The organism is bacterium (assembly GCA_021372515.1).
Taxonomy (GTDB): domain Bacteria; phylum Gemmatimonadota; class Glassbacteria; order GWA2-58-10; family GWA2-58-10; genus JAJFUG01.
Genome location: JAJFUG010000134.1, coordinates 37841 through 49574 on the forward strand (window position 1 = coordinate 37841; position 11734 = coordinate 49574).

At 66.1% G+C, this 11734-nt stretch carries 10 protein-coding genes; 7 read left to right on the forward strand and 3 right to left on the reverse strand.

What is annotated here, in order from left to right; translation table 11 throughout:
- Nucleotides 1–79: 79 nt before the first annotated feature.
- The 3 genes from mltG to rho form a co-directional block, all read right to left on the reverse strand.
- Nucleotides 80–1108 carry an endolytic transglycosylase MltG gene (mltG, locus tag LLH00_13080; protein MCE5272204.1) on the reverse strand — a complete coding sequence of 343 codons (1029 nt, stop codon included), beginning with the start codon at nt 1106–1108 and terminating at the stop codon, nt 80–82.
- Nucleotides 1109–1122: 14 nt separating this feature from the next.
- Entirely contained in the window at nt 1123–1590 is a 468-nt protein-coding gene (ruvX, locus tag LLH00_13085; protein ID MCE5272205.1) for a Holliday junction resolvase RuvX, read from the reverse strand.
- A 164-nt stretch (nt 1591–1754) separates the two neighbouring features.
- On the reverse strand, nt 1755–3005 hold the full coding sequence (rho, locus tag LLH00_13090) for a transcription termination factor Rho (protein MCE5272206.1): 1251 nt from the start codon (nt 3003–3005) through the stop codon (nt 1755–1757).
- Between the two features lie 640 nt (nt 3006–3645).
- Here rho and LLH00_13095 point away from each other — a divergent pair.
- The 7 genes from LLH00_13095 to queD all read left to right on the forward strand — a co-directional run.
- Complete coding sequence (locus LLH00_13095; protein ID MCE5272207.1) at nt 3646–5364, forward strand: restriction endonuclease; 1719 nt, start codon at nt 3646–3648, stop codon at nt 5362–5364.
- Nucleotides 5365–5463: 99 nt separating this feature from the next.
- Nucleotides 5464–5760: a hypothetical protein gene (locus tag LLH00_13100; protein ID MCE5272208.1), complete on the forward strand. Its 297-nt coding sequence runs from the start codon at nt 5464–5466 to the stop codon at nt 5758–5760.
- Between the two features lie 157 nt (nt 5761–5917).
- The gene (locus tag LLH00_13105) at nt 5918–6496 is read left to right on the forward strand and encodes a zf-HC2 domain-containing protein (GenBank protein MCE5272209.1); all 579 of its coding nucleotides are present in this window, start codon (nt 5918–5920) and stop codon (nt 6494–6496) included.
- Nucleotides 6497–6692: 196 nt separating this feature from the next.
- The gene (holA, locus tag LLH00_13110) at nt 6693–7736 is read left to right on the forward strand and encodes a DNA polymerase III subunit delta (protein ID MCE5272210.1); all 1044 of its coding nucleotides are present in this window, start codon (nt 6693–6695) and stop codon (nt 7734–7736) included.
- Nucleotides 7733–8782, forward strand: a complete 1050-nt coding sequence (locus LLH00_13115; protein MCE5272211.1) for an SPOR domain-containing protein — start codon at nt 7733–7735, stop codon at nt 8780–8782. Before holA ends, LLH00_13115 begins: the two co-directional genes overlap by 4 nt.
- A 6-nt stretch (nt 8783–8788) precedes the next feature.
- Entirely contained in the window at nt 8789–11452 is a 2664-nt protein-coding gene (mutS, locus tag LLH00_13120; protein ID MCE5272212.1) for a DNA mismatch repair protein MutS, read from the forward strand.
- Nucleotides 11449–11734, forward strand: a 286-nt coding sequence (gene queD, locus LLH00_13125; GenBank protein MCE5272213.1) for a 6-carboxytetrahydropterin synthase QueD, incomplete at its 3' end; no start/stop codon positions are given. The genes mutS and queD, both read left to right, overlap by 4 nt.

Consider the following 11734-nt stretch of genomic DNA (forward strand, 5'->3'; position numbering starts at 1 on the left):
GGAATGCATCCGGGTCGCGCCCGCTACGGGCTAAACTTACGCCGCCCGCGGCCGGGCTGTCAAGACAGAGGCGGCGGGCTCAGCCGCCGGGGCCGCGCCGCCCGATACGGTTCTTGGCGTTGACATGCTCCTCAAGCGAGCGGCTGAACACGTGGCTGCCGTCACCGCGGGCCACGAAATACAGGTAATCGGTGCGCGAGGGGTTGAGCACGGCCTCCAGGCTCTTGCGCCCCGGGTTGCAGATCGGTCCAGGGGGCAGGCCGCCGTGGAGGTAGGTGTTGTAGGGCGATTCGATTTCCAGGTCGGTGTAGAGCAGGTGCGACTTGTGCTTGCCCAGCACGTACAGCACTGTGGCGCAGGATTCGAGGGGACGTCCCAGCTTGAGGCGGTTTAGGAACACCGAGGCGATCACCGGGCGCTCGCTGTCGCGCACGGCCTCGTTCTCGACAATCGAGGCCAGGATCACGTTCTCCCGCTCGCTCAGGCCGTTGGCCGGGGAGGAGCTGCCGCAGACCTGGCGCCAGACCTCCTGGAACCGCCCGACCATCAACGTAAGCATCTCGCGCTCGCCGATCGAGGGCGGGACGAGGTAGGTGTCCGGGAACAGATAGCCGATCAGGGCCTCGCTGCCCAGGCCCAGCTCACGGGCGAATGACGGGTCGCGGGCGAGCCGGCGCAGCTCCAGGCTGTCCAGGCTTGGGATCGAGTCGGCCAGGCGGGCGAACATCTGCATGTCGGTCAGGCCCTCGGGCAGGGTGACCCGGGTCAGCTCGCCCTGGCCGCTGGCCAGGATGTCGATCACGCCCCAGGGGGTGATCCCGGGCGGGATCTCGTAGTCACCGGCGCGCAGGTTCCCGCCGCGGCCGCGCAGGCGGACCAGCAGTCCGAACGTGAGGCCGTCGTTGATCACCCGCTCCTGTTTCAGGATACGGGCGATCTGGCGCACCCCGGAGCCGGAGGGCACATGCACCCGCACGGCCTGCTGGCGCGAGGGGGCAAAAGTGAGGTAGAAAGCCAGCAGAAGGACCGCATCCACGGCCAGGAATGCCGCAAAAAGCGGCCCGAGCGTGCTCCAGTAGCTTTTTTCGCGAGACACTTCCTCCGGCATCGCCGGCCTCCGTATCAGTCGGGATCAGCCTCGTTCAATCCACCACCGCCGCGCCGCCAGGCCAGGTAATTCTGCAGCAGGATCACCGCGGCCAGCGAGTCCACCTTGCCCTTGTCGCGCCGTTTGGTCAGCGGAATCCCCAGTTCGGCGCGCACACGCTGGGCGGCCACGCTGGTCAGGCGCTCATCCCAGGTGTTGACCGGCACCCCGCCCAGGGCCGCCTTGAGCAATGCGCCGAAAGCGATCACTTTCTGCGCGGCCTCGCCCTGGCTGCCGTCCATGTTGATCGGCAGCCCCAGCACCACCTCGGCCACCTCCCACTCGGCCACGACCCGCGCGATGGCCGCTTCCAGAGTCTGCCCGCGGGGCAAGGCCTTGCGGTCGAGGGTCGGGGGCGTGGCGGACACCAGGATCGCGTTCTCATCCGAGAGGGCCAGGCCCACCCGGCGCTCGCCGTAGTCCACGGCCAGGATTCTTCCCATATGCAAACCTGCCATTCAATATAAAAGGCCGGGGAGCGCTTTGTAAACCGCGGCTCGCTCTGACCGGCCGTCCGCCTGCCCGGGAGAGCGCGCCGTGCCCGGCCCCGCTCTCCCGGTGTGATAATATAACCTCTGTACACCCGCCGCTGTCCTGCGCGGCCGGCTCAGGCGTTCATCGAGTCCAGGAAATCCCGGTTGGTCTTGTTGTCCTTGAGCTTGCCGATCAGGAACTCCATCGCCTCGGTGATCGCCATGTCGTCCAGGTACTTGCGCAGGATCCAGACCCGGTTGAGCACATCCGGCGGCAGCAGAAGGTCCTCGCGGCGGGTGCCGCTCTTGTTGATCTCGATGGCCGGGAAAATGCGGCGGTTCGAAAGCGTGCGGTCCAGGGCCAGCTCCATGTTGCCGGTGCCCTTGAACTCCTCGAAGATCACTTCGTCCATGCGGCTGCCGGTCTCGACCAGGGCCGTGGCGATGATCGTGAGGCTGCCGCCCTCCTCGATGTTGCGCGCCGCGCCGAAGAAGCGCTTGGGCTTGTCCAGCGCATGGGCGTCCACACCGCCGGAGAGGATTTTGCCGCTGTGCGGGACCACCACGTTGTGGGCGCGGGCCAGGCGGGTGATGCTGTCGAGCAGGATCACCACGTCGCGCTTGTGTTCGACCAGACGCTTGGCTTTCTCGATCACCATGTCGGCCACCTGCACGTGACGGTCGGCGGGCTCATCGAAAGTGGAGCTGATCACCTCGGCCCCGATCACCGAGCGCTCCATGTCGGTCACTTCCTCCGGGCGCTCGTCGATCAGCAGGATGATCAGGATCACCTCGGGATGGTTCTCCTTGATGCTGTTGGCGATTTTCTGCAGCAGCACGGTCTTGCCGGTGCGCGGCGGGGCCACGATCAGCCCGCGCTGGCCCTTGCCGATCGGGGCCATCAGGTCGATGATCCGCATCGAGATATCGCCAGCCTTGTTCTCCAGGTTCAGGTGCTCGTCCGGGAACAGCGGGGTGAGGTTGTCGAACAGGATCTTGTGCTTGGCAACCTCGGGGTCCTCGAAATTGACTTCCTCGACCTTGAGCAGGGCCAGGTAGCGCTCGCCCTCCTTGGGCGGACGGACCCGGCCGTGGATCGTGTCCCCGGTGCGAAGGTCGAAACGCTTGATCTGGCTGGGGGAGACATAGATGTCGTCCGGGCCGTAGAAATAGTTCCAGTCCTGCGAACGCAGGAACCCGTAGCCCTCGGGAAGAATCTCCAGCACGCCCTCGCCGCGCAGGACATAGTTGTTGTCCAGCAGGTTCTGCTCGATCAGGAAAATCAGGTCCTGCTTACGCAGACCGGCGTAGTTCTGAAGACTTAGCTTTTCTGCCATTTCGTGCAGATCGGTTATTGACTTGGACTTCATGTCCCTGATTTCAATCACTTCCTCCAAGGGTGTCGCTCCTTCAAAAAGGTTTGAATATGACGGCCCGGCCCGTCAACCGTTCCGCGTGATAAACGTCATATTGAATTAGGGTTTCCCGCCGTGCGGGAATCCATTTCAACTGTAAGATGGAGATTTTGGTCCGATCGTCTGCTCGATTGCTGCAGGGCGGAGTTCCAAACTGCTGCCGGGATCAGCCATCAACGCGGCGCGGTGATTTCTGGACGCGCAGGCCGCGGAAATCAAGACTTGCGGCTTCGGCAGAGTTAAAACAATTTCTCTGAGTGTATTCAAAGGGGGCGGAAAAACCGCTGATTCTCCAACAGGGCGATCCGGCCGGCCAGAAATACGGCGGCAAACTCGAATGCATGCTCTCAAGCTGAACAGTATCGGGAGTTACGGGATAAATGGCGTGTAGCGATACTATCTGAAAAGCTTCTGTGAGCGGACATTGCACATCTTAAAATACAGGGATTGAGAAAAACTGTCAAGTATTTGTTGAAAAAAAGTGGCCTGCCGCAATCAGCAATTATACATTATGTTATATTGAGCTTAAGCCGCCCCTGTCCGGCCATACCTGTCCGGGAGTGGCGCAGGCGCGGAATCGCGGTCCCGGGAGGACCGGAGAGAGCACACGATGGGTGAGAAATCGCCGTTGTTCAACCGTCTTGAGCTTACGGCCCTGGCGGTCTGCGGTTCCTTGGTGGCTCTGCACGTGCTGTTCTGGCGTCAGCTCCGGGGCCACCCGGCCATATCCCTGGCGCTGCTGGGCGGTATCCTGGCCGTGGCGGGCGGGGTCTGGGTCTACCGCAATTACCGCCTGGTAGCAGTGCGGGCCAAACGGGTCAAAGCGATCGAGGAGAAGCTGGAGGGCATAGTCTACAGCCTGTTCTTCCCGCGCGGCTACGACCTGCTGGAGCCGCTGCGCGTGGACCAGCAGGATATCGGCTGGGCCTCGTTGCGCGACAGCGGGGGCATCCCGGTGTCGCTGGAGTACCTGGACGTGGAGATGAACCGGGCCGTGGGCGGCGAGCAGGTCCGGCGGCTGCTGGAGCGCATGAACGTGAACAACGCACCCAAGGGCATCTGCCTGACCACCGGGTCGTTTGACCAGGAGGCCCTGGAGCTGGCCAAGCGGAGCAATGTGCTGACCCGGGACGGCCAGCAGCTGGTCGAAATGGTCAAGCGGGCCGAGGCGGAGGCCGCGGGCGCCCAGGAGCACCTCTGCCCGCACTGCAGCTCCAAGCTGATCGAGAGTTCCGAGATCATCGGCCTGTGGCGCTGCCCCAACCCCAACTGCCGCAAGGAATTCAAAGTCGAGGACCTGGAGTCGTCCGAGGAGGGGGCCGGTCATAAAGGCCCGCGCAACGTGAAAGCTTTCACCATTTCCTGCTACGGCTGCGGCCGTCCGGTGGAGCTGGACACCACGATGAGCGGCCTGATGGAGTGCCCTTACGATGACTGCTCCTGGATCATCAACGTGGACAACGAGCTGCTGGCCCTGCGCGGCGGCCTGGACAAGCGGGTCTCCGAGCGCCTGACCGAGATCAAGTGCCCGCGCTGCGAACGGATGATCAAGGTGCCGGCGGATGCCGAGGGCCTGATGGAATGCCCCTGCGAGGAGAAATGGATAATCGACGTGGGGGCGGCGTTGGGTGAGCGCGCCCAGGCCCAGATCGCCGAGGGTTCACCGGAGGTCGAGGCCGAGAGCCGCGCCCCGGTGATCCGCTCGGTGCAGGCCGTCGATTACCCCCATCCGGTCGCCGGCAATCCGGCTCCAGCCTTTGCGCCTGCACCCGCACCCCCGGCGGTCGAGCTGCCGGTCGAGCCGGAGAGCGGCCGCCGGATCGACCGTGCCCTGATCCGCGCCCAGCGGATTATAATACTCAGGAAACAGCAGGAGGCGGCCCGGAGCGCGCCGACGCAGACGGCCCCGATGTTCGAGCTGGTCCGGGAGCCAGGTGCGGTGTTCTCGGCGGCCGCTTCAGCCGCTGCGGCCGGCATGTCGCCCCCGGCCGTCCCCGAACCGCCTCTGTCGACCCCGGAGGCGCCGGTCCTGGAAATCCAGGCCCATCCCGCTGCGGAACCGTCCCTGGTCGACTGCCCCGGCTGCGGAGCGGGTGTCCCCGGCGACCTCGCGGCCTGCCCGGTCTGCGGCGCGGCCCTGCATCCGGCGGTGGAGGAGGCGCTGCCCGCAGCCGAGGCCACGCTCAGCGTCGATACGCCGCCGCCCGTGGCGCAGCCCGAAGTGACTCACCGTCGGACATTCTTCGCCCTGAGCACCCCGGCGCTGATCTTTTTCTTCGTGTTCTCGGTGGCCGCTTTCCTGCTCTTCGTCTATTTCATCGCGCGCTGAACGGGTGGGCGGATTTATATCTTGCGCCGCGGCGTGGTTGGACTAAATTTGGTATAGGGAGCGCGGGTTGCGGCCACGCTCCAACCTTGGGGAAAACTCATGCAGGACAACAAGAAAGTCATCAAGGCCGATAAGGTGGCCTCGGGCGAGGTGCACGTGGAAACCGTGCGCCTGGGGATGCGCCGTTTCCATGATAAGGTCTTCAGGGACCTGCCGGAAGAGGGCCGGGTGGAGTTGGGCGAGGCCCCGTACGCCAGGGACGCGGCGGAGGACGGGCACGGCGCAGGCGGCGAGGTGGAGGTCCAGAAGACCTACGACGACCGCGGCGTGCTGCAGAGCGTGCGCCTTGTCTGCCGCTGCGGCGAGGTGATCGAGCTCGAATTCTCGGAGGAATGAGGCCGCCCCGGATGGCCCGGCCCCAGCCTCCGAATGTCCCGGCAAGAAAAGCGGAACATCATCCGGACGATGCAGGTATTTAACAGCAAAGCCCTGGAAGATAATCGGCTGACAAAAGGAGCCCGCCAGGATAATTTTCTTGTGAGGAATGCCCCCCATGGATTGTCGTGCCTTCAAAAAGCTGTTTTCCCTTTTTGTTGACGGGGAACTGGATGAGCGCCGCAACGAGCGCGCCCGCAAGCATCTGGCGGTCTGCCCGCTCTGCTGCCGTCTGGTGGCCGCCTATCGCGCCGGTGCGGACAGCCTGGAGCGCCAGGCCCGGCTGGAGCCGCCCGCGGACCTGTTCGAGCGGGTGATGGGTGCGGTGGGGCAGGCCCCGGCAACGGCTGTGCGGCCGCGGGTGCGCCGGGAGAGGCCGTCCCTGTCGCTGCTGCGTCCCCGGGTGATGCTGCCCGGTCTGGCCGCCGCGGCTGCAGCCCTGTCTTTCGGGATATTCCTCTTGATCGGCGGCGGCGCTCAGCCCGAGCCGGCGCCGTTCATGGTGCAGGTCGATTCGACCATGGACATGATCAACTATCAGGTGGCCGAGCAACTGGCGCGCAAAGAGAACTCGCAGCGGGCCAGGGCGGTCCAGCTGGCCTCTTACGCACGGGTGGAGGATGAGTCCTCGCAGAAATCCGGGATCAGCCGCAGCCCGGTGATCGTGCTCTCCGGAGTCTCCGATTTCGCTGAATAGCTGGTCTGTAAGAGCGCGAACAATGTCGAAACAAACGAACCCGGCCCGGCCGGGTTTTTCTTTTTGGGGCCGTGCCGCGGGCGCGCCCGGATTTGGGCTTTGACTCTGTCGCGCCTCTCTTTATATTATATTGCGCCTTTGCAGCCGGCGGCCGTAAAAGGCCGCCGCCATGAATTCAACTATCCGGAAAACCGCCATGCCCCCTGTGAGCCTGAGCCTGAACGACATAATCTCCCAGAGCCGCCAGGGACGGTTCCATGCGGTGTATTTCCTGCACGGGGACGAGAGCCGTCTGACCCGCCAGGCGGTGGAGGTGATTCTCGAATGCGCGGTGGACAAGGCCACGGCCGATTTCAATTTCGACCGTTTCCACGGCGGCGACCTGAACCTGGAAAAGCTGGTCACTGTGCTGGACACTCCGCCCATGATGGCCCCACGAAGGGTGGTGCTGCTGCGCGACCTCGAAAAGGCCGCTCTTCCGGCCAAGGAGTTCCTCTCCAACTGGGCCGTGCGCCCGGGAAGCGGCACGCTGCTGGTGCTGGCCGCCGGGGAGAGGGTCCGGATCGACCGTAAGAAAGCCTCGCCCAAGTGGGCCGCGCGCCTGGAGGAGCATGCCGCCAGCGCGTTGTTCTGGCCGCTCAAGGAGCCGGAGCTGATGCGCTGGCTCGGCTGGCAGGCCGAGCGGCGGGGCAAGAGCCTGGACAGCCGAGCGTCTTTCGAGCTTTACGCCCGCCTGGGCGGCGACCTCGACCGTCTGGCCGATGAGATCGAGAAACTCTCTGTCTACTGCGGCGCGCGCCTGGAGATCACCCGTCAGGATGTCCTCGACCTGAGCGCCTACCAGACCGGGGGGACGGTGTTCGACTGGCTGGACGCCCTGGCCGGGGGGGAAACGCTCAAGGCCATTTCCCTGGCCCGCCACCTCCTGACCGCCGGAGAGTCGGCGGTGGGTGCGCTGGCTCTGGCCACCGGGCACTACACCACGTTGCTCAAGGTCCGCCGCATGAACGCGGCCCGTATCCCGGCCGAGCAGATCAAGCGCAGCCTGGGCCTGGCCCAGCGTCCGCCCGAGGCGGTCAAGGCCGTGTTCGCCCAGGCCGCCGCCCGCAGCCAGGCCAGTCTGGAGCGCGCCCTGGCCCTGCTGCTGGAGGCCGACCGCCGTCTCAAGACCAGTTCCCTGCCCGACAATATCCTGCTCGAAAGCCTGATCATCGATTTCCACCGGGAGGTGAACGCATGACCGCCCGAATCTGCGCCCCGGCCATATTCTTCGCACTGCTTGCCGCTCTTGTCCCGCCGCGGTCCGCCGCGGCCCAGGACATGCTGACCGTGGCCCGCACCCAGATGGCCGCCGGAATGACCGCGGATGCCCGGGTGATCGTGGAGTCGAGCCTGAATAGCAGCGCCGACCCCGAGCGCGCCCGCCTCTACCGCGCCCTGCTCACCGCTCCGGCCGACTCCGCCCTGGGCCGTCTGCTGGAGCTGGCCAGCCAGGGCGGCAAGAGCGCCGCGACCCAGGAGGCGCTGGAGCGCCTGGGCGATCTGGCCTACATGCGCGGCCAGTATTCCGAGGCGGCCACGCGCTACCAGAGCGCCGCCGACCGCGCCGCCGACCCGGAGGCGAGCCGCCGCGCCATGGCCAAGCGCGCCCGCGCCGAGCTGCACCTCGGGCAGGCCAAGTCCGCCGCCCGCACCCTCCGTCAGGCCGCAGCCCTGGGCGAGGAGGCCAACCGCGGCATGCTGCGGTTCAGCCTGGGCTGCGCCAAAGAGCAGGACGGTGACACGAATGGCGCGGCCGAGGACTACCTGGCCCTGTACCTGGACAGTCAAAGCCCCTACCAGCTCGCCGCTCTGACCCGCCTGACCCGTATCTACGGCGGCGGGACCAGCGAGCGGGCGGGCCAGTGGCGCACCCGTCAGGCCGAGGCTTGCGACGGCACGGTGTTCGACCCGGCCTGGGTCCGTCCCGAAAGCGCCGTTTCGGCTAAATCCGGGGCGCATTCCGCCAAGCCGGAACCCGCCGCCTCGGCTCAGGCGCCTGCCTCGTCAGCCTCCGGCGGCTGGAGCCTTCAACTGGGGGCGTTCTCCGGCGCCGCGCGCGCCAACACCATGGCTGAGGAAATCCGCCGCCGCACCGGCCTGTCGCCGGTGGTCGTGCAGGTGGCCGGCAGCCGCCTCTACCGTGTCCGCCTGACCGGCTTCGGCTCCAAGGCCGACTGCCGGTCCTCCGAGGCGACCCTGAAAAAGCAGCGTATCAAGTACGAGGTCATCGAACCGGGAGACTGAGCCGTCATGGCCGATGAAACCCCGCTCATGCAGCAATATCAGCGGATCAAGGCCGAGCACCAGGGCGAAATCCTGCTGTTCCGGATGGGCGATTTCTACGAGATGTTCTCGGAGGACGCCAAGCTGGGCTCGAAGATCCTGGGGCTGACCCTCACCTCGCGCAACAACGGGGCGGCCGGGCGCGTGCCCCTGGCCGGGGTGCCGGTCAAGGCCGTGGAGGGCTATATCGCCAGGCTGGTGGCCGCTGGCTGCAAGGTGGCGATCTGCGAGCAGATGGAGGACCCCAAAAAGGCCAAGATAATAGTCAAGCGCCAGGTGACCGAGGTCCTCACCCCGGGCACGGTGATGACCGAGAACCTGCTCGAGGCCACCAGCAACAGTTTCCTGGCCTGCGCCCAGCGGGCGGGCGAGCGCGCCGCCCTGGCCTGGCTCGACCTGACCACCGGGGAATTCTTCCTTGCCAGCTTGCCACTGGCCCGCCTGGGGGATGAGCTGCGGCGGATCGGGCCGCGGGAGATTCTGCTGGAGGGGGTGAACGGCCTGCCCGAGGGCCCGCGCGGGGCCCAGGCCAATGTGCCCCTGCTGGAGGCGGCCTGCGAAAAACCGGGAGGCCTCGGCTGCCCCTGCACCTGGCTCGAGGACTGGCGTTTCGACCGCGCCACCTGCGTGGAGGGCCTGAAAAAGCATTTCGGCGTGGCCACGTTCAACGGTTTCGGGATCGAGGACGATGACCCGGCCCTGGTGAGCGCCGGCGTGCTGCTGGATTACGCCGGGCGGATGCAGCCGGCCGCCCTGGCCCATATCGTGCGCCTGCAGCCCTATTTTCCGGGTGACTACATGGTCCTCGACCGGGCCAGTGTGGCGAACCTGGAGCTGGTGAGCAATTTCTCGGGCGGACGGGGCGGCACCCTGCTCGAAACTCTTGACCGCACGCTGACCGCCATGGGCGCGCGCACCCTGCGGCGCTGGGTGCTGGAGCCGCTGCAGGATTTCCCCCAGATCGAGAAGCGCCTGGACCGCGTGGCAGCTTTCCACAGCGACAGCGCCCTACGCCGCGGTGTCCGCGACCTGCTGGCCGAGGTGGCCGACATCGAGCGCCTGGTGGGGCGTATCTCCAGCCAGCGCGCCGGGCCGCGCGAGCTGGCCTCGCTGGCCGCCTCGCTCGGACGGATCCCGGAGCTCAAGGCCGGCCTCGCGGACAGCGGCAACCCGGCCCTGGCTGGACTGGGCGAATCTCTACGGGAGTATCCGCAGCTCGTGGCTGAGATCGGCCGCGCCCTGAGTGATGACCTGCCGGCGTTGCTGGCGGACGGCAACGTGATCCGGGCGGGCTACAACGCCGGACTGGATGAGCTGCGCAGCTTTCAGACAGAGGGCAAGGACTGGCTCGTGCGCCTGGAGGCGGACCAGCGCGCGCGCAGCGGGATCGGCAACCTGAAAGTCAAGTACAACCGGGTGTTCGGCTATTTTATCGAGGTGACCCGTAGCAACCTGCACCTGGTCCCGGCGGACTACATCCGCAAGCAGACAATCTCCGGGGGCGAGCGTTTCATCACCCCGGAGCTCAAGGAGTACGAAAACAAGGTGCTGGGGGCGGAGGAGAAAATCGCCGCCTTGGAGTACGACCTGTTCTGCGCTCTGCGCGAGCACGCGGCCACGTTCAGCGCCGAGCTGCAGGAAACCGCCGCGGCCCTGGCCTGCCTGGATGTAGCCGCCGCGCTGGCCGAGGTGGCCGCGGACCTGGGCTATGTGCGTCCGTCCATGGTGGAGGGCGACCGGATTTTTATCCGCGAGGGCCGTCACCCGGTGGTCGAGCGCATGGTGCAGGGGCACAAGTTCGTGCCCAACGATATCGAGCTGGACAACCGCGAGAACCAGATCATAGTCCTCACCGGCCCCAACATGGCGGGCAAGAGCACCCTTCTGCGCCAGGTGGGGCTGATCGTGCTCCTGGCCCATGTCGGCAGCTTCGTCCCGGCGGCCGAGGCGGCAGTCTGCCGCGTGGACCGCATTTTCACCCGCGTGGGGGCGAGCGACAACCTGGCCCGCGGCCAGAGCACGTTCATGGTGGAGATGAACGAGACCGCCAATATCCTGAACAACGCCAGCCCCGCGAGCCTGATCCTGCTGGATGAGATCGGCCGGGGCACCAGCACGTTCGACGGTCTGTCAATCGCCTGGTCGGTGACGGAATATCTGCACGAGCAGCCCTCGCGCGCGGCCAAGACAATTTTCGCCACACATTATCACGAGTTGACCGAGCTGGAGAGCCTTCTGCCACGGGTGAAAAACTTCAACGTGATGGTCAAGGATTACGGCGAGCGGGTGATATTCCTGCACAAGATACAGCGCGGCGGGTCGGACCGCAGCTATGGGATACAGGTGGCGCGTCTGGCCGGAATCCCGCAGACCGTGCTCGAGCGGGCGCGCGAGGTGCTGGCCAATCTGGAGGGCGGCGAGTTCAGCGCCGGGCACGTGCCGCGCCTGGCCAGCGGCAGTCACGCCCCGCGTGCGCAGCGGCGCGACCTGGACCAGCTCAGCCTGTTCGCCGCCGCGCCCGGGCCGCCGAACCCAGCCGTGGAGCGGCTCAAAGACCTGGACCCCGACAGCCTGACGCCCATAGAGGCGCTCAAAATATTGTACGAGCTTAAGAAGGACGTCGACAAATGAGCTACCGCATCTCGGCCGAGGCCGAGTTCTCGAGTGCGCACCACCTGCGCGACTATCCCGGCAAGTGCGCCTCGCTGCACGGCCACAACTGGAAAGTGCGGCTGACCGTGCGCACAAGCACGCTGGACGAGCGCGGGATGGGCCTGGATTTCGGCAGCCTCAAGCGTATCCTGGCCGCCCTGGTGGCCCGGTTCGACCATGTCGACCTGAACAGCGTGCCGCCGTTCGACCGGATAAACCCCACGGCCGAGAACCTGGCCCGCACGATTTTCGAGCAGTCCG